General features: G+C 65.4%; 17 protein-coding genes and 4 pseudogenes. 8 read left to right on the top strand and 13 right to left on the bottom strand.

Annotation, left to right across the window (positions count from 1 at the left end; genetic code table 11):
* Positions 1 to 115 precede the first annotated feature (115 nt).
* Positions 116 to 493, top strand: a complete 378-nt coding sequence (locus ACSHXN_RS41545) for a zinc ribbon domain-containing protein (protein ID WP_438306227.1) — start codon at positions 116 to 118, stop codon at positions 491 to 493.
* Between the two features lie 194 nt (positions 494 to 687).
* On the opposite strand, the gene ACSHXN_RS41540 is transcribed toward ACSHXN_RS41545, so the two are convergent.
* From ACSHXN_RS41540 to ACSHXN_RS41530, 3 genes are all read right to left on the bottom strand, one after another.
* A protein-coding gene (locus ACSHXN_RS41540) for an IS3 family transposase (RefSeq protein WP_438306225.1) occupies positions 688 to 1,874 on the bottom strand; the annotation gives its coding sequence in 2 pieces (ribosomal slippage) (positions 688 to 1,601 and positions 1,601 to 1,874; 1,188 coding nt in all).
* Positions 1,875 to 1,974: 100 nt separating this feature from the next.
* A complete protein-coding gene (locus tag ACSHXN_RS41535) occupies positions 1,975 to 4,320 on the bottom strand; it encodes an FUSC family protein (RefSeq protein ID WP_355140900.1) in 2,346 nt (781 codons plus the stop codon).
* Between the two features lie 394 nt (positions 4,321 to 4,714).
* Positions 4,715 to 5,659 carry an NADP-dependent oxidoreductase gene (locus ACSHXN_RS41530; RefSeq protein ID WP_438306223.1) on the bottom strand — a complete coding sequence of 315 codons (945 nt, stop codon included), beginning with the start codon at positions 5,657 to 5,659 and terminating at the stop codon, positions 4,715 to 4,717.
* Positions 5,660 to 6,467: 808 nt separating this feature from the next.
* Between ACSHXN_RS41530 and ACSHXN_RS41525 the strand changes: the two genes are divergently transcribed.
* Positions 6,468 to 6,653: a hypothetical protein gene (locus ACSHXN_RS41525; protein WP_438306221.1), complete on the top strand. Its 186-nt coding sequence runs from the start codon at positions 6,468 to 6,470 to the stop codon at positions 6,651 to 6,653.
* Positions 6,654 to 7,194: 541 nt separating this feature from the next.
* On the opposite strand, the gene ACSHXN_RS41520 is transcribed toward ACSHXN_RS41525, so the two are convergent.
* From ACSHXN_RS41520 to ACSHXN_RS41510, 3 genes are all read right to left on the bottom strand, one after another.
* Positions 7,195 to 8,184: a helix-turn-helix transcriptional regulator gene (locus tag ACSHXN_RS41520; protein ID WP_355140856.1), complete on the bottom strand. Its 990-nt coding sequence runs from the start codon at positions 8,182 to 8,184 to the stop codon at positions 7,195 to 7,197.
* A gap of 319 nt (positions 8,185 to 8,503) precedes the next feature.
* Positions 8,504 to 9,007: an SMI1/KNR4 family protein gene (locus tag ACSHXN_RS41515; protein ID WP_438306218.1), complete on the bottom strand. Its 504-nt coding sequence runs from the start codon at positions 9,005 to 9,007 to the stop codon at positions 8,504 to 8,506.
* Between the two features lie 1,114 nt (positions 9,008 to 10,121).
* Complete coding sequence (locus ACSHXN_RS41510; protein WP_355140852.1) at positions 10,122 to 10,580, bottom strand: hypothetical protein; 459 nt, start codon at positions 10,578 to 10,580, stop codon at positions 10,122 to 10,124.
* Positions 10,581 to 11,095: 515 nt separating this feature from the next.
* Here ACSHXN_RS41510 and ACSHXN_RS41505 point away from each other — a divergent pair.
* Complete coding sequence (locus ACSHXN_RS41505; protein ID WP_355140850.1) at positions 11,096 to 14,485, top strand: WD40 repeat domain-containing serine/threonine protein kinase; 3,390 nt, start codon at positions 11,096 to 11,098, stop codon at positions 14,483 to 14,485.
* An 87-nt stretch (positions 14,486 to 14,572) separates the two neighbouring features.
* Here ACSHXN_RS41505 and ACSHXN_RS41500 read toward each other — a convergent pair whose 3' ends face one another.
* The 3 genes from ACSHXN_RS41500 to ACSHXN_RS41490 form a co-directional block, all read right to left on the bottom strand.
* On the bottom strand, positions 14,573 to 14,932 hold the full coding sequence (locus ACSHXN_RS41500) for a transposase (protein ID WP_438306216.1): 360 nt from the start codon (positions 14,930 to 14,932) through the stop codon (positions 14,573 to 14,575).
* A gap of 171 nt (positions 14,933 to 15,103) precedes the next feature.
* The gene (locus ACSHXN_RS41495; RefSeq protein WP_438306214.1) at positions 15,104 to 15,997 is read right to left on the bottom strand and encodes an IS3 family transposase; all 894 of its coding nucleotides are present in this window, start codon (positions 15,995 to 15,997) and stop codon (positions 15,104 to 15,106) included.
* Positions 15,994 to 16,296 (bottom strand): transposase, encoded by a 303-nt coding sequence (locus ACSHXN_RS41490; protein ID WP_355141592.1) that lies wholly within the window; start codon positions 16,294 to 16,296, stop codon positions 15,994 to 15,996. The genes ACSHXN_RS41495 and ACSHXN_RS41490 overlap by 4 nt, the downstream gene beginning before the upstream one ends.
* A gap of 559 nt (positions 16,297 to 16,855) precedes the next feature.
* Between ACSHXN_RS41490 and ACSHXN_RS41485 the strand changes: the two are divergent.
* The 3 genes and pseudogenes from ACSHXN_RS41485 to ACSHXN_RS41475 form a co-directional block, all read left to right on the top strand.
* Positions 16,856 to 17,277: pseudogene (locus ACSHXN_RS41485) on the top strand (hypothetical protein).
* A gap of 446 nt (positions 17,278 to 17,723) precedes the next feature.
* Positions 17,724 to 18,245 carry an HPP family protein gene (locus ACSHXN_RS41480; RefSeq protein WP_355141354.1) on the top strand — a complete coding sequence of 174 codons (522 nt, stop codon included), beginning with the start codon at positions 17,724 to 17,726 and terminating at the stop codon, positions 18,243 to 18,245.
* 176 nt (positions 18,246 to 18,421) lie between these two features.
* Positions 18,422 to 18,839: pseudogene (locus tag ACSHXN_RS41475) on the top strand (transposase); the annotation flags it as partial.
* Between the two features lie 150 nt (positions 18,840 to 18,989).
* On the opposite strand, the gene ACSHXN_RS41470 reads toward ACSHXN_RS41475, so the two are convergent.
* Positions 18,990 to 20,681, bottom strand: a complete 1,692-nt coding sequence (locus ACSHXN_RS41470) for an acetolactate synthase large subunit (RefSeq protein ID WP_355141356.1) — start codon at positions 20,679 to 20,681, stop codon at positions 18,990 to 18,992.
* A 217-nt stretch (positions 20,682 to 20,898) separates the two neighbouring features.
* On the opposite strand from ACSHXN_RS41470, the gene ACSHXN_RS41465 reads away from it, so the two are divergent.
* Entirely contained in the window at positions 20,899 to 21,636 is a 738-nt protein-coding gene (locus ACSHXN_RS41465) for a flavodoxin family protein (protein WP_355141358.1), read from the top strand.
* A gap of 429 nt (positions 21,637 to 22,065) precedes the next feature.
* Positions 22,066 to 22,311 (top strand): annotated as a pseudogene (locus tag ACSHXN_RS41460) (transposase); the annotation flags it as partial.
* Here ACSHXN_RS41460 and ACSHXN_RS41455 read toward each other — a convergent pair.
* The 3 genes and pseudogenes from ACSHXN_RS41455 to gnd all read right to left on the bottom strand — a co-directional run.
* Positions 22,287 to 22,447: pseudogene (locus ACSHXN_RS41455) on the bottom strand (RpiB/LacA/LacB family sugar-phosphate isomerase); the annotation flags it as partial. The pseudogenes ACSHXN_RS41460 and ACSHXN_RS41455 overlap by 25 nt on opposite strands.
* Before the next feature lie 170 nt (positions 22,448 to 22,617).
* Entirely contained in the window at positions 22,618 to 24,054 is a 1,437-nt protein-coding gene (zwf, locus tag ACSHXN_RS41450) for a glucose-6-phosphate dehydrogenase (protein ID WP_438306211.1), read from the bottom strand.
* The gene (gnd, locus tag ACSHXN_RS41445) at positions 24,051 to 25,085 is read right to left on the bottom strand and encodes a phosphogluconate dehydrogenase (NAD(+)-dependent, decarboxylating) (protein ID WP_438306209.1); all 1,035 of its coding nucleotides are present in this window, start codon (positions 25,083 to 25,085) and stop codon (positions 24,051 to 24,053) included. The genes zwf and gnd overlap by 4 nt, the downstream gene beginning before the upstream one ends.
* Positions 25,086 to 25,334: the final 249 nt, after the last annotated feature.

Raw genomic sequence — 25,334 nt, 5'->3', positions numbered from 1 at the left:
CCAGGACTGGCACCACCAGGCATCCACACAGATCATCCGCGACTCGCTCCTGCCACGAACCGAGCTCACACCGGCTGGGGCATGAAGGCTTGACACTCATAGGGGCATCCAAGCAGTGTTCGTGGAAGACCTTGCGGTGGCAGGTCTCGGGCGCACCGGGCTCGCCAAGTCCGTGCACGCCGCGGGATGGTCAGCGTTCGTCGGCGTGCTGGAGTACAGGGCAGCTCTGCACGGCCGCACCTTCGCCAAGGGCGACCGGGCTTTCCCCTCCTCCCAGATCTGCTCGGCCTGCGGATTGCGGGACGGTCCCCAGCCTCTGCACATCCGTGAGTGGATGTGCGGCGCGTGCGGTGCGGCACCGTGCACGACCGCGACCACAACGCAGCCCGCAACGTCCTGCTCGAAGGACGCCGTATCGTCGCCGCCGGACGGAGACTCTAAGCCCCTGTGGGACGCCGGCAAGACGGGCACACCTGCCCGCACAGCACGGTGAAACAGCAAGCCCCCGGAAGGGTCACACGACCCAGGCCGGAAACGCTGGACTCCAGGCCGGGAAGGACCTCAAGATACTCCTCCAGTTTCGCGGGCGTCACGATCGAGGTCCAGGGTCGTGGGGTTAGAGGCTCTGAGTCGCAGGGTCTGCTGAGTGAGCTGCCCCGAGTTTCGTAGCGGTCGGTTTTCGTGGTTTCAGGCGACGGTGAGGGCTGCCTGGGATCGGTAGTGCTGGGCCTCGAATTCCTCGGGTGGGAGGTAGCCGAGGGCGGAGTGCAGGCGTTCGGTGTTGTACCAGCCGACCCACTGGACGACGGCGTGTTCGACCTGGTCAGCGTCACGCCAGGGACCTTGGTGATCGATCAGCTCGGCCTTGAAGGAGCCGTTGAGGGCCTTGGCCATCGCGTTGTCGTAGCTGTCGGCGACGGAACCGACCGAGGCGCTCGCGCCGGCCTCGATCAGCCGCTCACCGTAGCGAATTGACACGTATTGCGAGCCGCGGTCGCTGTGATGGATCAGACCTGAGCCCTTCTTGATGCCTCGCCGCCACAGGGCCATCTCCAGTGCATCCAGCGGGAGATCGGTTCGCATGTGGGTGGCGAGCTGCCATCCGACGATCATCCGTGAGTACACGGCCAGGACGAAGGCGACATAGGCCCAGCCCGACCAGGTGCGGATATAAGTGAAATCGGCGACCCATAGCTGGTTCGGCCGGCTCGCTGTGAAGTGCCGGTTGACCAGATCGGGCGGCCGGGGTGCGGACGGCTCAGGAATCGTGGTGCGGCGCCGTTGCCCGCGGATCACGCCTTCCAGGCCGTCCTCGCGCATGAGGCGCTCGATGGTGCAGCGGGCCGTGATGATGCCCTCGCGCCGCAGCTGGCGGTGGATGCGCCGGGCTCCATAGGTCGCGCCAGACGCATCATGGATTCGGTGGATGTGCTCGATGAGCTGTTCGTCGCGCTGTCGCCGGGCGGACTTCGGGCGCCGGCGGGAAGCGTTGTATGCCGAGACCGACAGGTCCAGTTCCCGGCATACGGGCTCGACCCCGAAGCCGTCGCCGAGGTGGTTGATCACCGCGTCAGCCTCGTGCGGGGCTGGTCGAGCTCCTTCGCGAAAAACGCCGAGGCAGCTTTCAGGATCTCGTTCGCCCGTCGCAATTCGGCTATTTCCTTGCGGAGTTGGGTCAACTCGCTCCGTTCGGCGGTGGTCAGCAGATCGGGTCGGTCACCCTTGCCTGCCTCGGCCTGGCGGACCCATCCGCGCAGGGCCTCCTTGTGGATGCCCAGGTCCTTCGCGACATGAGCGACGGGTCGGCCGGAGGTCTGGACTTCGCGGACGGCTCGCTCACGCAGTTCGTCGGGGTATTTCCGTGGTGCAGGCATCGGAAGTGTGTTCTCCCATCTGCCGAGGCGATCATGCCTGGCTTCAGGGCCGCTACAAAATCCGGTTCAGCTCAGAGCGATGTTCATAAGGGATCATGGTTCACCGCTGAAGAGCGTGAGGTGGCTGCGAGCGCCGGAACAGGCGCATGCGTGCGTTGTGGTTGCGTTGAAGCTTTGCCACGGCTCGGGCCGGCTTCAGTACGTCGGATTCAAGTCTGCGGGCGGCTTCGATGTGGTCGGCGGTCCACACGACGCGAATCGCGGTGGCCGAGAGGCGTCCTTCGTCGTCTTTGAGGTCTCGCTCTACGGCGTGGATGAGCCGTGCTCCGGCATCCTGGTCTCGGTCTGCCCGGTCGGGCACCTCTCCGAATCCTGACAGGGCACTCGCCGTCGCCTCGAACCAAGTGGTAAGCGCGGTCCCCGCTTGGTCAATCTCTGCGCGCGCCGCGGTCCTGTCTTCAGCATGTATTTCTTGGTCTCGGCTCCAGAGGTCAAGTACCGCGTCTGCGGTCAGGCGCAACACGGCTACGGTCGTGAGCAGCGTCGCGGCGTCGGACAACGGCACGTTTTTTGTGCCGCGTTCCGCGAGGAACCCGCGAAACGCGTCATCCAATCGGCGCGCTGCCGCGGCCGCCCGGGAGCGCTCGTCTTCGGGAAGGGGGGCCGTTGGGGTGAGGCTGTCGCAACGTGTCACGCCGTACCCGATCGCGCTGCGCAGGTAACGGACGCTCTCGGCGAAGGCTTCTGCTACAGCCAGGCCGAGGGCCGCCCCCGCGCCTCGGGGCCAGAACAGGAGTCCTATCAGCACGCTCACCGCGCAGCCGATGGCAACGTCCTCGATCCGCACCAGGCCCACCGTCCAGCCGGTGGGTTCAAGGATGTTGAACAGGATGAGGATCGAGATCGTGAAGCCTGCCTGCCCAGCGGCAAAAGAGATCATTGCCGGTGCCAGGCCAGTGAACAGCACGGCGGCGGGGAGCAGGGTCCACAAGAGCGCGGTGTTCGTCCCGACGAGGTATATCAGCGCACCGCCGACGATGATGCCGGCTGTGGTGCCAGCGATCGCGCGCAAGGAGCTCTGGCCTGTCAGGAGTGCGCTCGAGCGTAGGACGGCCAGGGTTCCGAAGGCGACCCAAAAGCTGTGCTGCACTCCGGCGAGGTCAGCTACGAGTACGGCCAGGGCGAGGGAGATCGCGCCTCGCACGCTGTTGTGGAGCCACACCGAGTGGGGTTCGACGTGTGACTTGAATCGCTCTTGGGCCGAGGCCAATGTGGAGCGCATGCTTTCAGGGTGCTGGCCGCTGAGCCGCTGCCACAGGGTGCGTTGGCGGGCTTGGACGACGAGCCCCACGTTGGCTGCGATAGCGGAGATTGCGAAGCTCATCTCTTGGGCGCGGAAGCTCGGCTCAAGCGAGCTGACGAACCGACTTGCGGCCGACGTGCGTTCGGTGTCGCTGCGGGCCGGGTCGTGAGCGCTGCTGCCGGCGTCCGTCAGGCGGGCTTCCTCGGCGGCATGCTCCATCGCAGTGCGGGCTTGTGCGAGGCGCTTGGCGATGCGGCCCAGTTCGTCGAGGTCTCGGTGCTCGGTTGCCGCTAGGAATTCGGCGCTCGTTTCAAGCAAGTCGGCGGCCGCTTTTTTGACCGTGCAAACCTCAGCGTCGGCGAGGCCTGCCTTTTCTGTAAAGGCTACTCGGTCGAGGATTGTCTCCAGCCAGAGGACCTCGTCGACGAGGCGGATGAGAATCCGGGTGGAGGTCGTCAGCCCTGTTGGCCGGTAGGGCGTCGCGTAGAACGAGGTCCGTAGCGCTTTGAGCGTTGCCTGTGCCAATGGGGTGATCGTCTCAAGCGCTGCCTTGTCCACGGGCTCGAAGCCGCTGAGGATGCAGTTGGCCTCGGCTCTGAGCCGCGCCGCTATGGCGTTACAGGCTTGTGCGGTGGTGTTTCTCAGTGGCTCCCTCGTGGGCGTCGGCCACAGGAGCCAGATGGCTGTCAGAGACGCGGCACCCGCCATGGCCCAGCCTGCGAGCCGGTCCGGTATGGCCTGGACGGGTCCCGGAAGGCTTGCGGCCAGGATGAAACTGATGAGCAAAGCCGTACTGGCGGTGGCAAGGGTGGAGCTGACCGTGCCGGAGAACAGTATGAGGAAGCTGACGACGGCTGTTGCCAGTGTGGCGAGCCATGCCTCTCGTGATGTGAGCGTACCGAGCGAAATCAAGACCGCGCCGGCCGCGATCAAAGCGGTCTGCGCGATGAGCCGCTCCCGCATGGGTCCGCTGAACTCGACGAACAACAGCATGGCGATGGAGCCGAAGGCTGTGAAGAAAGGCACGGTAGCGTCGTCTGTGATTGCGGTACTGACGGCGAAGAGTCCCGGCGCGACGATGGCCGCCCTGGCGGCTCTGCGAAGTGCGGTCAAGCCTGCGTCCCGTTGGCGTAGGAACTGCATCGTCTTCACGGCGGGCGCCTCCCAGGGCGAGAGCAGGCGCCGGCGCTGGGGTGTTCCGGCCGGCGGAGTGGGACTACAGGTGAACGATTGCAACTGTGGGTTGGACTAGATACGTGCGCCTGCTTGCACCGTGCATAGCCGGGTGTGGAGGAGCACCGTCATTTGTTCGAGATCGATGCCTGTTCGGAACTGCCGCAGACGCCGCATCCAGTCGTGGATTGCGAGGGTCTGTCCTCGCAGGCGCCGGGCGTTCTCAACCGCGGCGAGCATACAGCGGACCGCTTGGTCGGTGGCGCTGGTGTCCGCCGTGTCCAGTGCCCGTCCGCGCGGAGGCCCGAGGCATGCCTCTCCTTCGCCGAGAAGGCCAAGGACCGGTCACTGTCCCCTCGAATCCTCACGGACGAACGCGGATAATCGTCTTCCCGCTGATCCGCTCGGTGGTGTTGAAGGCAGCGACGGCATCGTCGAGTGTCGCGACTTGGCCAATGTTCGTCCGTACCCGTCCCTCACGCACCCGTCGGGCGATCTCACCTAGCTGTGCGCGATCGGACACGACAACGAAGTCGACCGCCAAGCCGTCGATCGGCCGTGCCTCGGGCGGCCCGGCGACGCTCACCAGCATCCCTCCGGCTCGAACCAGAGCCGCGGACCGGTCTCCGATATCGCCGCCGAACACATCGAACACCAGATCAACTCTGCCGATGTCTTCCAGCGCATCCTTCTCAAGGTCGACGAACTCCTGCGCGCCGAAGTCAAGCGCCGTCTGATGGTGGGCAGCACGTCCAGTACCAATGACGTAGGCGCCAGCCTCACGTGCAAGCTGTGTCGCCATCGAACCGACTGCGCCGGCTGCGCCGTGCACGAGGACGCTCTGCCCCGCTCGGAGGTGGCCATGCTCGAACAGACCTTGCCACGCGGTCAGGCCCGTCATCGCGGCGCCAGCGCCCACCGTGAAGTCGATATCGCCCGGCAGCGGCGCAAGGTTGCGTGCCTCGACTACTACATACTCCGCCAGTGAGCCATCGCGAGTCCAGTCCGTGAGGCCGAACACCCGCTGTCCCACCGACAGCCCCGTAGTGCCATAGCTGAGGGCGGTGACCACTCCGGCTACCTCGTGGCCGGGGATCGAAGGCGTGCGATCACGGCCGAGGCGATCGGTCCAGGTCGAGGGCCACTCCAGCTCATTCCCGGTGAATCCCGACGCATGAACTTCAATGACGACATCGCCGTAGCTCGCGCCCTCGAGGCTGGCAAGCCTCGCCGTCTGCGGGTTGGGCCGCTCCACCAGCTTCATCCCCGCCGTTCCGGCGGCCTGGTCTGTCACGACGATCGCCTTCATCCGGCACCTCCCTGCATCCAGTCGTCGCGTGCACCGCAATTTGGGTTTACAACTCTTAGCGGCATCAGACCTCGGTGCCTTACCACGCGGATCTTAGAAATTTCGACGCAAGGGCATCCTTGCCGAGTCACGCTTGGAAGCGGCTTAGCATGGCGTCTATGAGGCGCGCCTGTTCGCGTCAGTCTTCATTATGTCAGTTCTGTTGTGCTTTTCGGCGTAGGCGGGTGGCTCGCACAGGGCGGCCCGACTGTACCCGTCGCTCACGGGGCAGGAGGGGCAAGGCGGTTCAACGGAGCGTTCCCGGCCGGTTTTGTTGTCGGCCCGTGTCGCGGCAAGCAGCGCAACCAGGCGAAGGGTTGGTGCTTGGGAGCCTGGCCAGGTGTGGCCTCCGTACTGGTGAGCTCGCGTATTCAACTGTCGCAGGTTCCTCGAGGAACCGCGGACGCCCAGGTTTGCACGGGTTCACTGGACACGTCGGCTGCCTGTCGTCAAACGGTCGTTTGACGACAGGGGGAACGTCGAGCGCGCGCTTCGAGTCAGTTCCTGGTGCCCGCGGGCTGAGAACCTGGGCCCGGCGGATCATCGGGCCGTCCCGGTGCACTCCGGGGCGTGTCCTGGGGGAACAGTCGCATCCAGTGGGCTGCCGCTGCTGCTTCGCCACGCCTGGCGGCCCGCGTCCAGGGCCGCCCGCAACGCCCGGGCCGGGTCATGGGCGTGATACCAGTAACTCGCCAGCCGATCCGCCCGGACCAGCCCCGGACCACCTCCAACGCCATCGCGTACAGGCAACTACAAGGACGGCTGCGCCGTGCTCGAACGACCTGTGCGCGACGTCGCTCCCGAGTACGCCACCCACAAGGCGCGCGCTGGATACACCGTGCGTCACCGCGAGTACCTGTGCCCGGTCACCGGGCTCCGGATCGAAACCGAAATTCTCCGCGACGGCGACGAACCTCTCCACGACATCGCTCTGGCGCCAACCAAGGAGTCGTGATGCTAGCGGAAACCCTCCCCGGATGTTCATCGAGATCGCGAAGGAGCACGGGTCGAACGACCCGTCCGGCTCGAGCATGCCGAGGTACTGAGACGGGCCGCTACCGTCGCGGCCCAGTTATGGGACAGGGCGGGTCGAACCGGGCGACGGGGCCGCGATCCTGCTGCCCAACTGCGTCTGCTCGGCCTGCGGATTCCGGGACGGCCCCAAGCCGCAGCACGTTCGGGAGTGGACATGCGGCGCGAGTGCGGCATGTTCGAGGGACGCCGAAGCGTCGCCGCCGGCGGGAGGAGACGCTAAACGCCTTTGGAGCGCCGGTAAGACGGGCACACGTGCCCGCACAGCGCGATGAAGCAGGAAGCCCCCGGAAGGGTCAGGCGACCCAGGCCGGAACCCTGGACTCTAGACCTGGGAGCACGTCAAGCCGTAACAGCCTGCAGGGCGACGCCCAAAAGGTCCTGAACGGTCAGCCGTCCAGGGCTCGTTTACGTCCTGACGTCGTCGGTACGGTTGCCTCGTTCAGCGAACCCCCGTGATGCCGTCACCGCTCAGGCGAAAGCCAACCTCGCGCTGCTGCTTTGAAACCCGCCTCGAAACGACTGCGTGCACCAAGTTTCTTCATCAGGCGCGCAGCGAAGCGTTGAGCAGTGCTATGTGAGACACAGAGCCTTACTGCGATCGCTTGATCAGTATGCCCTTGCCCAAGCAGGCGCAGGAACTCCGTCTCCTGGGGAGTGAGGCCTTCTGCATTCTGTGGCTGGGACATACCCAGCGGTGTCCCAGTCTCCCAGATAGTGTCGAACAAAGCACACAAGGCTGCGACTGTGCCCTGTCCATGTAGGACTACCGCGCCGGCTGCGGCATCAGTGGTGTCAACCGGCAGGATGGCGTACTTACGATCCATAATGATCATTCGCACTGGAAGAGTGGGGACGGTGCGGGCTTGTCCCCCGAGCGACTGCAGCCAGGTGGCGTACTCCAATGTGGGCCCGTCGTTCCGGATGCTGTCCAACCAGATCGTGCGCATGCCGATCCCACGTTCGAGCATGGGCTCATCAACGACCTTGGCTGCCGCCAGGTCGCTCGTGAGGTGAGCACCTCCTGGAGCGAAAGTCATGATTTCGCTGGCAAGCCTACTGGTCAGTTCCCCGATGCGTCCCCGGATGGCCTCGATGCCCACCAGGCGCTCGGCTCCCGGATCATCTTTGCCTCGTGCTAGGTCAGCACGTTCAGGGATCAGTTCGGCGGCAGCCGGTCGGGGGACCTCGATCTGCTGCTGCTTTGCTGCCAGTTCCGCCTGGTGAGGAGCAGGCAAGTGTTCCATCCCGATCTCAGGTCTGACAGCTCGTACGGTGCCAACTTCGTCGGCATTGATGAGTGCCAGGGCACTCAGTCGGTCGAGAGTGGCACTGATGGCCGCCTCAGGTTCCCCAAGTCGAGCAGCAAGCTCGTCGGGACGAATCATCGGGTTCGCCAGAATGACTCGGTAGACGTTCTCGGACTGCCTATCCAGCCCTATTGCTTCGAGCAAGACTTCCCCCTTGGATGTGCACCCTGATGGCCGACCATGGCAACCACTGTGCGTGAGCATTTGATCTCCCCTGCATTAGCAGGACTTTGACAAATTCGTGACCTCTTGAGTCGTCGCCAATGGCGAGGTCAAACTATTCGAACTCATTGCCACGTTCGGTCTCTGGTTGGGGAAGTGATCTGAGACATCGACTTGGTGGACGGTGGAGCCGCCCTAGCGATCACGCTCGTCTTCGACCACGATCAGTCTTACGCTACCTCTCCTGCGGAGCTATCCACCGGGCTCCCGAGAGCTACCGCGGGGGGGCGCCACCAGTCGTTCAGACAGGCTCGAAAAACGGCCCAAACGCAGACCGTCCCACAGAGTGGGGCCCGAATCCGCGATCGGTGAGAATCCGGTGCAGGAACTCCGTCGCAGTCATCTCGTAACGGCTCCACTCCTGGACGTCCACCTGCATTGCGAGGACGGGCCATTCGTCCACCGCGCCGCTCGTAACTTGCCAGAAGAACCAATCATCCGAACGTGCCCCGCCCCATGGGATCAGGCCCCCCGTCGTCCCAGGCACATGGATCCGGTATGGCGCGAACGAGCCGTCCGAACTGTCGCTCTCCAACAGAACGCGCCACCACCTCGGCAGATCCAGCACGCCCGTCTCATCGGCACACAGGACCGACACCTCCCGCGAGAACTCGCCGACGCCGAACGCCTGACACAATTGCTTGTAATCACTCGGCAGGTCAGTACCCAATTCGGCTTCGATCTCCCCCCAGGGCTGCACGGCACCCCGGCCGTTCCAACCTGTAACACGGAGAAGAGAGCTCACCCACATGACAAAACCTTGTCTCCTTGTTCTCGTATATGCGGACCAGTTGGAGGCCTGGAAATGTCCTCGTGGTCCGGGTGATCCATGCGGCTACCCTGATCCTGGCGATCTGCTGCGTTTCTTACTCGGATCGTGGCCGCCAACTGCGCCGTCGTTGGCTTATCTCTGTCTACGGCTGCTGCCCGCTTTCACAGAGGGTTCTCGCCTAGAACGGTGCAAAACCGCAGGCGATTTTCACGGCTTCGTTGTAGGCATCGACGGCCTTCGGTGCCCGTCTAGCTTCGCCAGGAACTGCAGCCAACGCTTACCATGCTCGCGTTCGGCGTCCACCTCGAATTTGCACCACTGGACTTCAACCATTGCCGAGACCGTAGCCGAGATCAGTTTCACATAACGAGAGGTGAGAAGTCGGCCTCAGCGTCATCTCTCTGTGTCTCGGTTCAAAGGACGCCACTATCCAGAACTCGGAAGTGCCGCTAGGAGTCGTCGACACGCTTCCTCACACCGCCGACACACCTCGGCACAGATGCGGCAATGCTCATGGTGAGCAGCATGCTGCTCACACTCCTCGGCAGACGCAGCGCAAGAGGCAAGGCAGGCCTCGACGGCCGCCCGGGTGACCGTCAGGTCAAAAGCAGTGCGGCGCGAGAGGATGGTCGTTGTGGCGGCGCACACGTCAGAACAGTCGAGGCTTGCCCGTGTGCATTTGACCAACGAGAGGATGTCAGGCTCTGCAATGCAGGCATCGGCACAGGCAGCGCAGGCCTGGAAGCAGGCAACGCATGCTTCGATGCACCTGATCAGTGCGTCATCGAAGGTTGACCGGGGACCCGAGTGGGCGTCGGCCATCTGTCTGACGGCTAGGGGCACGGTGAGATCCTTCCGGCGTCTTGAGCTGGGTTCGGTGGGAGCGGAAAAACAGCTTCACAGAACACTGCGGCGCCGGAACCTGCTCATCTTACGTGGATACCTCAAATCCTCAGTCACATCCAGCTACCCGACCTTCTCAACCCTGGTAAGTACGGGCGTTGCCGGCCCGTGACCTAGTGGAAGTTCGGACGGGCGGCGCTGTTCATCATCGAGCATCGCAGCAAGTCCGCAAGATCCGCGTAGATTAGGAATGATGGCGAAGCGGGCTGGGCGCCGCGGCGGCATCGGCGTCAAGGACCCCGTAGACATGATGCGCGAAGCCATCGTGGGCGGCCTGGTCATGGCCGACGACAAAGATCGACTCCTCTTGGGCATGGAACAAGCCGGGCGCCACCTGCCGCGTTCGGCGCAGGGTGGGGGATCTGTTGTGCTGAGGGAGGAGCACGCGCGTGGTCTGAGAGGCCCTGCTCGGGGACATGGGGACGGCGGCGGTCAGCCAGTCAGGGTTGGTTCCCTTAGTCTTACCGTCCGCCGAGGCGTCCAACGGGAGAAGAGCGAGCGCAGTGTCCCGTACCCGAGCTTCGCCGACCGGCGAGGCGAACACGACGTCCACGCTAAGAGGTGCTTCTTGAGGCTCTTCGTCGGAGGAACCGTAGCGCATACGACTCCGCCGCTCGATCGTCCACGTCATCACGTCCACCATGCGCCTCCCTCCCGTTGCGGAACCTACGAGATGCCTCGGGCGGACCACCCCAGAACCCTCGAACCAGGCCGTGGCAGACGATCAGCTGCTATTGATCACGTCCTAGATCAACCTCCTCACAGTCCTGCCCCAGCTCCTGAAGCCGCATCAACCCGGACACACCGACTGAACAACGCCGCCCTGCTGTCACGGCTGCGTGAACATTCCCTTCTCGATGTCTAGCGACTCGACCTCGTGGCTGGAAGGCACCGACAAGGTGCCTCCCAGCCGCGTCGCGTACGCGGGGCACGGTGGCCTCCCCGCTGCTAGGCATCTCGGCGAAGGACTGAACGGCACGCTCCCTGCACCCCCCGGGGGGAGCCTGAAACATCGACATCAGGATCGACGGCGCCACATACTGATCCTTGTTCAATTCTGACCACGGGGTCTTCTGCGTCCATGCCTTCCAGGACAGCGACTCTGCCGCTATCACGAGGGGGATCGCAGTGAACGCACCTACGTCGTCAGCCGTTTGGGTGACCGGCGAGACCGTCGACGGCCGGTACCGGGTGATCGGCGAGCTCGGCCGGGGCGGGATGGGTGTCGTGCACCGGGTACGGCATCTCGCCTGGGGCATCGACATGGCGGTGAAGAGTTCGCGGCCCGAGCTGTTCCGGAGCCCCGGCGATCAGGAGATGTTCGTCAGGGAGGCCGAGACGTGGGTGTCCCTCGGACTCCATCCGAACGTCTGCGCCTGCCATTACGTACGGGTGATCGACGGTGTCCCCCGCGTGTTCGCCGAGTACGTCGACGGCGGCAGCCTGGCCGAGTGGATCAGCGACGGGCGGCTCTACGCCGGGGATGCGCGGCAGGCCCTCGCCCGTGTGCTCGACACGGCAGTCCAAGCGGCCCGTGGGCTCGAGCACGCCCATAGCAAAAATATGGTGCACCAGGACGTGAAGCCGGCCAACATTCTGCTCGACAGCACGGGGGCCGCGAAGATCACCGACTTTGGTCTCGCCCGGTCCAAGGTCACCACGGCCCCGATTGACCTCCAAGTGGCGACGGGCGTCAGCGCGTTGGTGCCATTCGGCGGCATGACGGTCGGCTACGCGTCCCCGGAGCAGCTGGCGGGCGAGCCCGTCGGGCGGCGCAGCGATGTCTACAGTTTCGCGGTCTCGGTCCTGGAGATGTTCACCGGCGGTGTGCACTGGGCGGCTGGTTCGGTAGCGGGTCTCGCGCTGGAGGAATACCTGGCCGACCCCTCGAATCCGGTCGCGGCGCCGCCGGAAGTCGCCCACCTGCTTCGGCGCTGCCTGCGGCGGCACCCAGCCCACCGGCCGGCCTCGATGGCGGACATAGCGGATGTACTGACCGGGATCTACGAGCAGGCGACCGGCTCGGCGTATCCTCGTCCCACGCCCCAGGCCGCCGAACTGCGCGCCGACGAGCTCAACAACCGTGGTCTGTCGCTCCTCGACCTGGACCGGGCCGCCGACGCCGAGCAGGCCTTCGGCCAGGCGCTCGCGGTCGACCCGCACCACGTCGGGGCCGTGTACAACGGTGGCCTGTTCCGGTGGCGTACAGGGGCGATCACCGATGGGGAACTCATCGCCCAGTTGGAGGCAATCCCTCGCCTGTCTGGGGCGTCCTCCTGGCAGGTGCAGCTGTTTCTGGCCCGGGTCCACCTCGAACGCGGCGACCTCGCGTCGGCACGCGACCTGCTCGACGCCCTCGCGCGCGAACGGCCCGACGACACCGACGTACGGGCAGCACTGCGGGTGGCGGCCTCAGGAAACGTGGCCGATGCCCGCCACACCGGCACCCGCGAGTTTCGCGAACCGTTCGCGGTGCCGTTCGCGCCGGTGAAACTGCTGGCCCGGCACGAGGTGATGGGCTACCTGCCGATACGGTTCACTCCCGACGCACGCCTCGCCCTGAGCGGCCACTGGGACGGCGTGCTCCGGCTGTGGGACACGGCGACCCGCACACAGCAGTTGGCGGTCAAGGGCCACCGCACGCAGGTGCTCGGCGTCGACCTCACCCCTGACGGCTCGTACGCACTGTCCACGAGCCGCGACGGCACGGTGCAGTTCTGGGATCTCAGGGCGGGTAGGTGTACCCGCGTCATCCGCTCCGGCGCACGCGCCACGGGGTGCCCGGTCAGGTTGAGTGCCGACGGGCGCGTCGGTGTGTGGCAGGGCGTGGACGGGCGCGTCCAGGTCTGGAAACCGCGAACCGGGACCTGCCGGTGGTCGCTCGGGGCAGCACTCAAGGACGGCGCCCTAGACGGCTCGCAGTATGAGGTGAGCGCCGACGGGCGCCATGTGCTCACCGCCGAGGAGGACGGTGCGCGGCTATGGAGCGTGGCCGATGGCCGGTGCCGGGTGCTGGCCACCGGCTCGGCGACGCATGCGCTGTGCTTCAGTCCCGACGGGCGGATGGTAGCGGTGGCCGGCAAGGACCGGGTGATCCGGTTGTGGGATGTGGGGGACGGTCGGCAGGTCCGTACGTTGCGCACGTTGGCGGGGCTGACCGCCGCGGCCGGTCACCTGGCCTTCGGTGACAGTGGGCGGCTGCTGATGTCCGGAACGACCGGCGATCACACCGTTCAGATCTGGGAGCTGGGCAGCGGCCGGTGCCTGCGGAGCTTCACCGCCCACGCGTACGGAATGCACCACATCGGATTCCCGGACAGCGACACCCGTTTCGGCTGCTCTGTCGGCGGCCATCCCGAACTGCCCATGCATCGTTGGCGGTTGCCCGAGACCGAATACGCCGCCGAGCCGTACGTGATCAAGCCGCGCGAGTACGCGGAGGTCAACCGGCTCGGCGAACTGGCCGAGGAGCTGCTCGCCGACGCACGCCAAGCGATGTCGAGCGGCCGGCACCGATCAGCCCTCGGCCTGCTGACCCGCGCACGAGAGATACCAGGATACGAGCGCGCGCCCCAGGTCCTGGCCGCCTGGCACGATCTGGGCCGCTCGGCGCGCCACATACGGCTGCGCTCCGCCTGGTCGCGGCCCCTGGACGCTGGCCACCTCTCCTTCGGCGCCATCACGGCAATCGGTGTCGCCGCAAGTGTCCGGCTCGCCGTCAGCGGGCAGAGCGACGGCACCGTACGGATCTGGGATCTGGACAGCGGCGCGTGCACGCTCGTCCTCGACGATCACCCGGGCAGGGTGGGCGGGGTGGCGTTGAGCGACGACGGCCAGTACGTCCTGTACGAGGGCACCAAGCCGCTCGCGATCATTCGGCGGCGACTGGCAGACGGCGAGTGCCGTCGGTTGACTCCGGACTGGGACATGAGGCGGACCATCAGGTTCACCTGCGACGGAAGGTACGCCTGGCTCGGTGGCGGCGACGGTGTCCTTCGCCGATGGGACCTGGACGACGACCGCTGCGTCGCGACGATCAGCCGGAACGGCCCCGTCAACGTGATCTCCACGTCCGCGGACGGACGGCTCGCGGCGGTCGGCGACAGCAACGGTGTGCTCCGGCTGCGGGATCTCGACACCGGAGCCTGCCTGCGGACCTGGACCGGCCCTCGGGAACCGATCCTGTCGGCGTGCCTGAGCGCCGACGGCCGACTGGCCATGTCCACACACCAGGTCATGTCCTCGGGCGCCAAAGACGAACCCATCCGGTTGTGGGACGCCGGTGCCGAACGCTCCGTACGTGAGTTCGCGGGGCACGAGGGCTGGGTCTCCGCCGTCCGGTTCACACCCGACGCCCGGTTCGCCTTCTCAGCCGGCCGCGACATACGGATGTGGGAGGTCGCCACCGGCCGATGCCTGCACGTGCTCGAAGGGCACCAACAATATATCCGGCACCTCGAACTCACCCCCGACCTGCGCAACTTGGTCTCAGCGGGAGACGACGGCATCCGGCTCTGGGACCTCGAATGGGAGCTGGCGGCCGACTGAGTGGAGCGCCACGCGTACTGCCCGACGCAGCTGACAGCATGTGCAGTTTGCTGCCCTTCTTGCCGCGGTCGACCGGATTGCGCCCGGTCAGCGATCCCCCCTTTTTGCGCGGACAGAGGCCGCGTCCACGATGGCGGAGGTCCAGTCCAACTCACTTCGGGTACCGAGCTCGTCCAGCACGGCCAAGTGCAGTCGCCGCCATAGTCCCGCCTCGGTCCACGAGGAGAACCGGCGATGTGCGGTGGCCGGCGAGACGCCGAAATTCTCCGGTAGATGCCGCCATGCACAACCGCTGGTCAGCACGTAGACCACGGCAGTGAACACGGCCCGCTCGTCAACCGGAGCCGTCCCTCCTCCCTGCGGACGCGCGGAGAACGAAGGCAGCAACGGATCAACCAGAGACCAGAGTCCGTCAGGAACCAACCGCTGTGACAGCCCAACACCCATGACAAAGCATCATGCCGCATCAACCTGACACCACGTGAGACAAGCTCTAAACGACCTTAACGGCGGCACAGGATCATTGCTTGAGCGTATCGAATTAACACCGGTTGAGCGGGAAGCGCTGGTACGCGACGGGGTGCTGAAGTTCCCCCACGACCTTTGGACACTCGTTTCTTACGCTGCCAGGGAGTGACCTCGCTGGTGTCGCTGCCGGATCTCGAGCGGCGTGAGGTAGCCCCGCTGAGGGTGCTTTCGTAGTCGCCGGCGGTTGTAGAAGGTCTCGACGTAGGTGAAGATCGCCGCTCGGGCGGTGGTCCGGTCCGGCCAGACGCGGAGGCCGATCTCTTCCTTGAGGACGGCGAAGAAGCTCTCAGCTGCGGCGTTGTCGTAGCAGGATCCGGTGCGGCCCATGCTCTGCCGCAGGCCCAACTCACTTATCGTGCAACGGAGTTCTTCAGAGGTGTATTCGCTGCCGCGGTCCGAGTGGGCGATGCAGCCGGGCTGGAGGTCGCCCCGGCCGGCGGCCATGGTGAGCGCGTCGACGACCAGTGAGGCCCGGTGATGGTTGGCCATCGCGTATCCGACGATCTCACGGGTTGCCAGGTCCAGCCAGGTCGCCAGATAGAGCCAGCCCTGCTCGGTGGGGATGAAGGTGATGTCGCCGACCAGCTTCACTCCGGGAACCGGTGCGGTGAAGTCCCGGCCGACCAGGTCAGGGGCGGGCATCCCCCGTTTGGCGGGACGGGTGAGCGTTCGGCGCCTGCGGCGCGTGACGCCGGTGATGCCGCGCTCACGCATGATCCGCTCCACCCGTTTGCGGTTCACGTGGCGGCCGAGCCGGGTCAGTTCGGCGTGGATGCGCGGGACGCCGTAGGTGTGCTTGGAGGCGATGTGCAGCACGGGGATCTCGTGGGCCAGGACGTCGTCGGCCTCCTGGCGGCGTCGGCGGGCAGCCTCGCCCTTGGCCCAGGCGTAGAAGGAAGAACGGGCGACCTTCAGCAGCCGGCACAGGAGAGCGACGTTGAAGGTGGTCTTCTCCGCCTCGATGAACCGGTAGACGTCGGTCATCGATCGCTCTCCTTCGCAAAGAAGACCGCCGCTTTTCGCAGGACCTCGATGGTCTTGGCCTGCTCAGCGGTCTGCTTGCGCAGCCGCTTGAGCTCCTCGCGCTCGGCCGAGGTCAACTCGCTCGGCCGGCTCTGGCCCCGGTCGGCCTTGGCCTGCTTCACCCAGCCCCGCAGACCCTCCGCACTCACGCCGAGGTCACGGGCGACCTCGGTGACCGTCTTGTCGGAGGCCAGCGCCAACTCGACGGCGTCACGCTTGAACTCCTCCGTGTACCGCTTGCTGCGGTTGCTCTTGCTCAACCTGAACTACTTCCCCTGGGACCCATCCGTCCCCGTGTCCACGTGTCCAGGTCAACGGGGGAGCTTCAGTGCCGAACAACAGAGTCCGTCTGCAGTGACGTGGTAACCCGGGAGGCATGCCCACAGGCCCCGTCGCCGTGGCGTGGAGCAACAACTCAGCGCTCAACGAGCTCGTGCACGGTGGCGGTAAGACAATGAGGCTGGGGCAGGTCTGTTCTTCACATCTGCCGTCCCAGAGTCAGATCCGCGTGCTGATCGGACAGCAGTCTGGCAACGGCTTGAACAGTGTCACTCATATGCTTGGGGCGGCCGAGGTGGCCGGCCAGGGCGCCCTAGTTCTTCAGATCGGCGCTGCCGTGTTCGACGAAGATGCGCCGCGAGGAATGCACTTTGCGCTGTCGTCGTGCAGTCCTCGTACAAGTCCGGAGCGTTCTTCTTGAACTTGCAATGCTTGAGCTCTTTCCAACCTGTCTGGTGGGCTGGAAAGTTGGGCCAACAGGCAGGTAAACCCTGGTAGGAGGGTTTTCGACTAAGAGAACCTTCTCCACCAGGGCTCCGTGTGCCGGTCATCGACGCGTCCGGCGCCACCTTGCGGTTCCTGACCGCACGCCTGCGGGCCGACTCCGTCAGCGCGCGACGCGCTGGCGCCGCCTCTGCGTGAGTCGGCGGGAGATGCCCGTTCTGGCGCACCTGCGCTGCGACCATACCTACGCCCAGTTCGCGCCGGGTTCGGCGTCGGCACCACTACGTGGGCTACCGGGGCGCCGGTGGCGCCGTCCGCGTCCCCTACTGGGGGCGCCGGGAGCTATCCGCAGGTCAGCAGACCGCCAACCACTCGCACGCGAAGACCCGCGCGTTCGTCGAACAGGCCTGGCCACCCTCGAGTTCTGGCGGCTCCTGCGCAAGCTTCGCTGCTCCACCACCCGCATCACCAGCCGCGGGCAAGCCCTCCTCACCCTGCACCTGACCTGCTCAAACTGAACACGCGGCATCAGTCACCGCAGTCCGGCAGTGTCCGTATGGCCTCGCTCGACGAGCAGCGGACGCATCTCGCTGTTGGCCCGAGTGATGGCGGAACGGTCCACACCGACTCAGCAGCCATCACGCCGTGCGTGAGTGCGTGGCGGGGGTTTACGAGCGCGGCCGAGGGCAGATCGTCGAAGCCAGCCGGTACTTCGCGCCGGCGCCCACTCCCGGTGGTGCATTCGCAGTGGCGGTGCGTCCACGATGGAGCACAAGACGACACCGCGCTTCGATTCGGGGTTCCTCGGCGATCCGTCGTTGGAAGTGGCCGTCGCCGAGGTTTAAATGGGTCTTCGATTAACGGCGGGCGCCACACGTGAGGAGTGAGGCATATCCCCCAGGACGGACAGGAAGCAGATCGGGCCCATGGATCCGACAGTTCAAAACGCCATCCTCTGTGGAGGATGGGAGGGGTCTGGCCGTTTCCCGGGCGAGGGAAAGAGCGCTGGTTCCTCGCACGGCTGCGGTCTGGAAGCAGACTGTTTGTCTTGGCAGGCGCTCTGCTCGCAGGCGTAGGCGTTGTTGGCCAGTCGGTTGGCTGGGTGCTGCTCACCACAACCCTCGGCCCAACGGCGTACCTACTGCTCGCTCATCCGCAAACAGAATCCGCACAACTCCGTTGCTGCCTTCTGGGACACGCATGTGCAACCGTCAGCGGTTTGGCGTGCCTAGCGGCCTTTGGCCTGTGGCACAATCCGCCAACCATTGAGCAGCCGCACGGAACCTGGCGCCAGATCGCCGCCCAGGCGTTGGCGGTGGCGTTAACGCTTCTGCTCCTCGTTCTCCTGGACGCCCATCACCCGCCAGCCGCATCCACGGCACTGCTTATCGCTTCAGGCCTAGCCCGCCCCGGACCGCCCCTCTACGGCATGTTGACCGGGCTCGTTCTCCTCTTCGTCGGGGTCGCTCTGCTTTCCCGAGCCTGAATAGACTTTATTCAGCAGTCATCGCCCTCGATCTGACGTGTTCGAACGAATCGGAAAGACCAATGTCCAGGCACCCGTGCGGCTTCTTACTCCGCGGGCGCTTGGACAATTTTCTTTCTATCCGACCCTTCCGACTCCTTCGCAACCGTCGTCCGCCCCACAAAGAAGGCTCAAAGGCTCACACGGCCGCCCACCACATCACCGCCGCCTAGCTGTCCCTGGCCCAACTGCCCAAGAAACACCGGACGGGCTGGCGGACCCTCATCCGCTGTGATTCCGCGGGCGAGACCCACGAGTTCATGGCCTGGCTCCCCCGGCACGGCCGGTGGTTGTCCCACTCGGTCGACACGGTGATCACCGAGGCCATCCACCAGCACGTTCTCAAGGTTCCGACTACGGCCTGGATCGCGGCCGTCGAGTCGGACGGCGAGGTCCGTGACGCGGTCTGGGTCGCCGAACTCACTGGGGACCTGCCGGCCCCGGAGCGTGCGGCTCATCGCCCGGCGAGAACGGCCCTATCCCGGGGCCCAATTGAGGACCACCGACGTGGACGGCATGCGAATCACCTGCTTCGCCATCGACAGTCACCGCCGGATCGGGGTCGCAGTGCGGCCATCGTGCAACCTGCCTTTGACCACCGGCAAAGCGATCGCAATCTCATACCCCCATCACAACCGTCGCAAGGCGCCGCGAAGCGCCTGAACCTTTTGCGGACCAGCGGTATCCTCGAAGACGTTTCGGCGATCAGAACGGCCCGTGCAGATCGCCCAGTTTGTCGGTTAGACGCAAGTTCTCGGAGTAGTCGACGGGGCAGGCGATGACGGAAACGGTGTCATCGTCCAGGGCGCGGCGCAGCGCGGGCAGCAGCTGGTCGGCGGCCTCGATCGCGTAGCCACGTGCTCCGAAACTCTCGGCGTAGGCGACCAGATCCGGGTTGGTGAACCGGGTATGGCTGTGCCGGCCGAGTTCGAGCTCCATCTTCCAGGTGATCAGCCCGTATGCCTCGTCGACCAGAACGAGGACAACCAGTGGGATGCGTTCGCGGACGGCGGTCTCCAGTTCCTGAGAGTTCATCAGGAACGAGCCATCGCCCATCAAAGCCACGACCCGCCGGTCCGGCCGGGCAAGCTTGGCGGCGATGGCGCCCGGCAGCGCGAATCCCATGGTGGACAGGCCGTTGGAGAGAAGACAGGTGTCCGGCTCGTAGGTCGGGTACAGGCGGGCCATCCACATCTTTCCGGCGCCTGTGTCGGCAAGCACGACGTCGTGTCGGCTGAGTGCGGTGCGCACATCGGTCACCACGCGCTGCGGAACCACCGGGAACGCTTCGTTGTCGTGTCCATACTGCAGCTCTTCGTCGAGGAGTCTGCGGATCTTCTCACCGGTCCGCGACTCGTACTTGAGGTGGTCGGGCAGTGCGGCCATGAGTGCGTCCAGCGCCTGCGATGGGTCGCCCTCGACGCCCACCGCGACCGGGTAGTGGGAGTCCACCTCGGCGGGGAAACGGTGCACGTGCACGATCCGTTTGTCGCCGTTCGGGTTGATCTTGACCGGATCGAACTCTTGGATCTCGTAGCCGACACAGACCAGCACGTCGGCCGTGTCGAAGCCGAAGTTGCCGTAGTCGTGCCGCATGAAGCCGACTGCGCCGAGAGCACCCGGGTGGTCGTCGGGGAAGACGCCTTTGCCGTGGAACGTGGTTGCTACCGGGATGTTCAGTCGCTCAGCGAACCGTACCAGGGCAGTCGTGGCCTTGGCTCTGGCGGCGCCGTGGCCTGCCAGCACCACGGGGCGGCGTGCGGCGGTGAGCACCTCAGCGGCCCGCGCGATCTGGGAGGGAGCCGGGGCATCCGCGCGCACCACGTCGATCTGCAAGGGCGCGACCGGCTCGGTGGGATGTTCGGCTTCGATGTCCTCCGGAACGGCCAGAAACACCGCACCGGGGCGTTCGCTCTGCGCGGTCTTGAACGCCTTGCGCACCATCTCCGGCACCGCGTCGGGACACTCGATCTGAGCGGCCCACTGGGTTACGGGAGCGTACATCGAGACGAGGTCGATGACCTGGTGCGACTCCTTGTGGATGCGGCGCAGGGAGCCCTGTGCGGCCAGGGCCACCAGTGGTGTGCTGTTGGTCGTCGCATCGGCGGTGCCGAGCAGTAGGTTGATCGCACCGGGACCCAAGGTGGCCGAACACACCCCGGCCCGGCCGGTCAGTCGCCCGTAGATCTCCGCCATGAACGAGGCGGCCTGCTCGTGGCGCACCAGGACGTAACGGATGCCAGAGTCGCCCAGCGCGTCGACGAAGTGGATGTTCTCCTCACCCGGGATCCCGAAGACGTACTCCACCCCTTCGGCCTCCAGACACCTCACCAAAAGGTGGGCCACATCCTCCACTGCCTTCGCGTTTCGCGACCCCGTCGCGCCTGCGATGTCCATGAGGCGACCGTAAGCACGCCGACCGGCCCCGGCCACTTCACCAGCAGCCGATACGACGTCGGCCATGACTCTCTGCAGAGGTACCGATCCATGTCGTGCTCGCACATCACCGGAACCATTCGGACGCATTGCACTGGCGCCTGTCGCGGCCGGTCAGCACGCTAGACGAGGACGCGCCGCCCTCCACAGTGCGGCGGCAGGCCTCTGGGAGGAGCAAGTGACCGCTTCGTCGTCCGCCACCGACGCACCGCCGGCCCGCTACGACGACCTGCGCGCTCTCGTCATCAACTGCACATTGAAACGGTCGCCCGAGCGGAGCAACACCCAGGGACTGATCGACCGCAGCACCGCCATCATGGATGAACAGGGAGTACAGGTTGACGTCGTACGGGCTGTGGACCACGACATCGCCACCGGCGTCTGGCTCGACATGAGGGACCACGGCTGGCAGAACGACGCCTGGCCGGAGTTGTACCAGCAGGTACTGGCAGCCGACATCCTCGTACTGGCCGGACCTATCTGGCTGGGTGACAACAGCTCCGTAATGAAGCAGGTGATCGAACGTCTCTACGCCAGCTCTAGTCTGCTCAACGACGTCGGTCAGTACACCTACTACGGACGGGTCGGCGGCTGCCTGATCACAGGCAACGAGGACGGCGTCAAACACTGCGCCATGAACGTGCTCTACAGCCTCCAGCACCTCGGCTACACCATCCCTCCCCAGGCGGACGCTGGATGGATCGGCGAGGCCGGCCCCGGTCCCTCATACCTCGACCCCGGCTCGGGCGGCCCCGAGAACGACTTCACCAACCGCAACACGACCTTCATGACCTGGAACCTGCTACACCTGGCCCGCGCGCTGAAAGACCTCGGAGGCATCCCCGCGTACGGCAACCAGCGCACCGCTTGGGACGCAGGCTGCCGTCGCGACTACGAAAACCCCGAGCACCGGTAGGCACTAGCACCGGGACTCGTACACTACGCAAGCGTTTTGGTCCGATCCCGAGCGACGCTGCCTCCTTGGGTGTCTCCGACTGAGGAGCCTCTGGCCCAAAGACATACTGTGACCGGGAGAGCGAGATGCTCCACCGCATCATCGGGTAAGTCCTCAAGGCTAGGCCCTGGCGAACAGCGGCAGCAGACCATGCCCGCACGTGCCGACCTGAACGTCTCTGGCAGCCTTCGGGGGTCCGCTCGATCCGCATCCTGATCCCTCGTTTGGTCCAGGACCGCGCTCTACCGGGCCGCCACCATCTGGGGTTGCGTCCCTGGAAGTGCTGTACCGACTCCCACCAGATCCGGGCGTTTGCCCCCGGCGTCGAAGTGAGGATCCGGGTTCAACAAGGGCACTGGCTGATCTACGAGTGTCGATGGCTCGAAGGACATCAGCACGGTACGGCTGCCTGTGCACGCCCTTGTCGAAGACAACCGCGCCTCGGCGAGTCCCATCTGCTGTGCGCAACGCTCAGAGCGTTCTCCGACGCACTCACGTCCGCCGAGGCCGACGCGATCTGCAGCGCCGAATGCGGACCAGGTCAGCATCGAGATGGTCAACCACCGCAATGGCTACCGCCCGCGCGAGTGGGATACCCGTACCGGGACCGTTGAACTGGTCCTCCCTGAGTTGCGGATAACCGGGTAGTCGTCCTCAGCGTCGTAGATGTGCGGACCGCAGTCCGCTGGCTCGTGGCCCGCGGCCGTGAGCCATGCGACAGGTGGTCCTTGAGTTCGTAGCCGGCATGGTCCGAGCCGAGGTACACGCGCATGGTGCAGAGTTTGCGACGGTCGGCGCTCTGCGCCTGTATTTCTCACGTGTGGCAACGTCGAGTCGCCGCGTCCCGAGGGAAGTAGCGATCGGGAGTAAGAAACCCCCTGCGCGCACACCCGCAGAAGACCCTCTCGTCGAAGCCGACGGGGCGCTACACGTGTCCGCCCCCTAGACTTCGCGGTCGTCTGGCAGGTACCAGTAGTGGGGGGCTATCAGTTCGTTGATGGCGGGCTCGGGGCCCCAGGAGCCTGGCGCGTAGGGTCGCGGCGGTGGCGGATTCTCCAGGAAGGGGGTGGATGTATCCCAGATGTGTTCGATGCCGTCCGAGCGGGTGAACAGTGACTGGTCGCCGAGCATGGCGTCCAGGATCAGTCGTTCGTAGCCCTGAAGTCCGTGGGCCTGGCAGAAGGAGTTGTCGCAGCGGAAGGTCATCCGTGCGGGTCCGAGGTCCATGGTGGGGCCGGGTTCCTTGGCGAGGAAGTCGACGGCGATCCATCCGGGGTCTCCGAAGTCGATCACGATCTTGTTGTCCGGCTCGCTCTCGTGCTTGGAAAAGTGGGGATGGAACATCCTCAGGGGCGGTTCGCGCAGGCCGAGTGTGATCACCTCACGGTGCTGTGCGAGGTTCTTGCCGGAGCGTAGGTAGAACGGCACCCCGGCCCATCGCCAGTTGTCCACCTCCAGGTGCAGGGCGGCCAAGGTTTCGGTCTGCGAGTCCGGTGCGACACCGGGTTCGTCGCGGTAGCCCTCGTACTGGCCGCGGACGACGTGCCCGGGTTCGATGGGGCGCAGCGCCTGGAAGACCTTGGCCTTTTCGTCCCGCAGTGACTGGGCGTCGAGTGTGACGGGGGGTTCCATGGCCACGATCCCGAGTACCTGGATCAGGTGTGTGACGATCATGTCTCGGAAGGCGCCGGTGTCTTCGTAGAAGCGGGCGCGGCCCTCCAGGCCGATCGTTTCGGGGACGTCGATCTGCACGTGGGTGATGTGGTCGCGGTTCCAGATGGGTTCGAACAGGCCGTTGGCGAAGCGGAGGGCGAGGATATTGTCCACCGACTCCTTGCCGAGGAAGTGGTCGATACGGAATATCTGGGATTCTGCGAAGACAGCGTGGATGGTTTCGTTGAGCGCTCGTGCCGAGGCGAGATCGGTGCCGAAGGGCTTCTCGACGATCACCTTGGACTCCTGTGCCAGGTTGGTGTCGCCGAGCATGGTGATGACGGACGGGAAGGCGGGGGGTGGGATGGCCAGATGGAAGAGCCTGCGTGCCTGGCTGCCCGCGGAGTCCTCGGCGGTTCGCACTGCTTCGAGGAGTGGTTCGGAGTTCTCCGGGTCGGCGGCACCGAAGGACAGGGCTTCCTCGAAGGTCTGCCACGCCGGCCCGGAGGGCTCCGCCAGTCCGAAGGTGGCGACGGCGTCGCGCGCGTGTTTGCGGAAGTCGGCGTCACTGAGCGCAAACTGGGTTGGTGCCGAGCCTACGATGCGGTAGCGGTCCGGGAGGAGTCCTGCATTGGCGAGGTTGAATAGGCCAGGGAGCAGTTTGCGCTTGGCGAGGTCGCCGGTGGCCCCGAAGAGCACGATCACATGGTCGTCAGGGCGTGTCACGACCCGCTCCTCTTCTCGGCGTGGCCGCCGAATTCGCTGCGCATGGCGGACAGGACCCTGTCGGAGAACTCACCCTGGCCCCGGGATTCGAATCGCTCGGTGAGCGCAGTAGTGATCACGGCTGCCGGCACACCTTCATCGACCGCCGCCAGCACCGTCCACCGGCCTTCGCCGGAGTCAGAGACGCGCCCGGTGAACTCCTCCAGCTGCGGTGACCGGGCCAATGCTTCGGCTGTGAGATCGACGAGCCAGGACCCTACAACCGAGCCACGGCGCCACACTTCGGCGACCTCACCGACGTCGATCTCGTACTGGTAGGCCTCTGGCTCACGGAGCGGGGCGGTCTCTGCGTCGGCCGTGCGCTTGCGGAGTCCGGCGTCGGCGTGCTCGATGATGCTCAGTCCCTCGGCGATCGCGGCCATCATGCCGTACTCGACCCCGTTGTGGACCATCTTCACGAAGTGCCCGGCTCCACACGGACCACAGTGCAGATAGCCGTTCGGTGCCGTCCCGTCGGCGTGTCTGCTCTGTGTCGGCTCGGCGGAACCAGCACCGGGCGCAATGCTGCGGAAGATGGAGTCGAGCCGTGCGACGGGCTCGGGCTCGCCGCCGATCATGAGGCAGTAGCCGCGTTCCAGACCCCAGACACCGCCCGAGGTACCGCAATCCAAGTAGTGCATCCGGCGAGGAGCAAGCTGCGCCGCGCGGGTGATGTCGTCCCGGTAGTAGGAGTTGCCGCCGTCGATGACCGCATCGTTCGGATCAAGCAGTTCGACCAGCTGGTCGAGGGTGGACTGTACGACGGCGGCAGGCAGCATGAGCCATACGGCCCGTGGCCGCTCCAGCTTCGCCACCAGATCACCGAGCGAGCCGGCAGCGATGGCACCCTCGCCCTCCAACTCCGTCACGGCACGTTCGTTGAGGTCATACACCACACAACGATGGCCGTCCCGCATGAGTCTGCGGACGATGTTCGCGCCCATCCGTCCAAGTCCGATCATGCCGAGCTGCATCGGGGTGTCGGTTGCCATGGCTGCTCTCCTCTATCATGTGTTATTCCATTGGTCTGGATTGATGGCTCACGCCGAGGGGACGCGCCTCCCGTAGACCGAGGAAACGGGACTTCGCCGGACGGCCGCTTTCCCTGTGGTAGCTGTAAATGCCGCATCGCTCGGGGCTCCTAGGCCCGCTCGCCTTCACCGTTACTGACGAGAACATCAACCACTGCACCCCCAGTTCACCGCCGTGTTGGAAGCAATACGGGTGCCGGCGTCGGTCCC

The organism is Streptomyces sp. HUAS TT11 (genome assembly GCF_051553595.1).
Taxonomy (GTDB): Bacteria; Actinomycetota; Actinomycetes; order Streptomycetales; family Streptomycetaceae; genus Streptomyces.
This window is presented reverse-complemented; position numbering and strand designations above follow the sequence as displayed.

Excerpts from the sequence above, each read along its gene's own strand:
- ACSHXN_RS41495 (WP_438306214.1), bottom strand. The coding sequence starts at position 15,997 with ATGACCGACGTCTACCGGTTCATCGAGGCGGAGAAGACCACCTTCAAC.
- ACSHXN_RS41500 (WP_438306216.1), bottom strand. The coding sequence starts at position 14,932 with ATGGGTGTTGGGCTGTCACAGCGGTTGGTTCCTGACGGACTCTGGTCT.
- ACSHXN_RS41530 (WP_438306223.1), bottom strand. The coding sequence starts at position 5,659 with ATGAAGGCGATCGTCGTGACAGACCAGGCCGCCGGAACGGCGGGGATG.
- ACSHXN_RS41510 (WP_355140852.1), bottom strand. The coding sequence starts at position 10,580 with ATGGTGGACGTGATGACGTGGACGATCGAGCGGCGGAGTCGTATGCGC.
- ACSHXN_RS41480 (WP_355141354.1), top strand. The coding sequence starts at position 17,724 with ATGGGAGGGGTCTGGCCGTTTCCCGGGCGAGGGAAAGAGCGCTGGTTC.
- ACSHXN_RS41470 (WP_355141356.1), bottom strand. The coding sequence starts at position 20,681 with ATGGACATCGCAGGCGCGACGGGGTCGCGAAACGCGAAGGCAGTGGAG.
- gnd (WP_438306209.1), bottom strand. The coding sequence starts at position 25,085 with ATGGCAACCGACACCCCGATGCAGCTCGGCATGATCGGACTTGGACGG.
- ACSHXN_RS41535 (WP_355140900.1), bottom strand. The coding sequence starts at position 4,320 with ATGCAGTTCCTACGCCAACGGGACGCAGGCTTGACCGCACTTCGCAGA.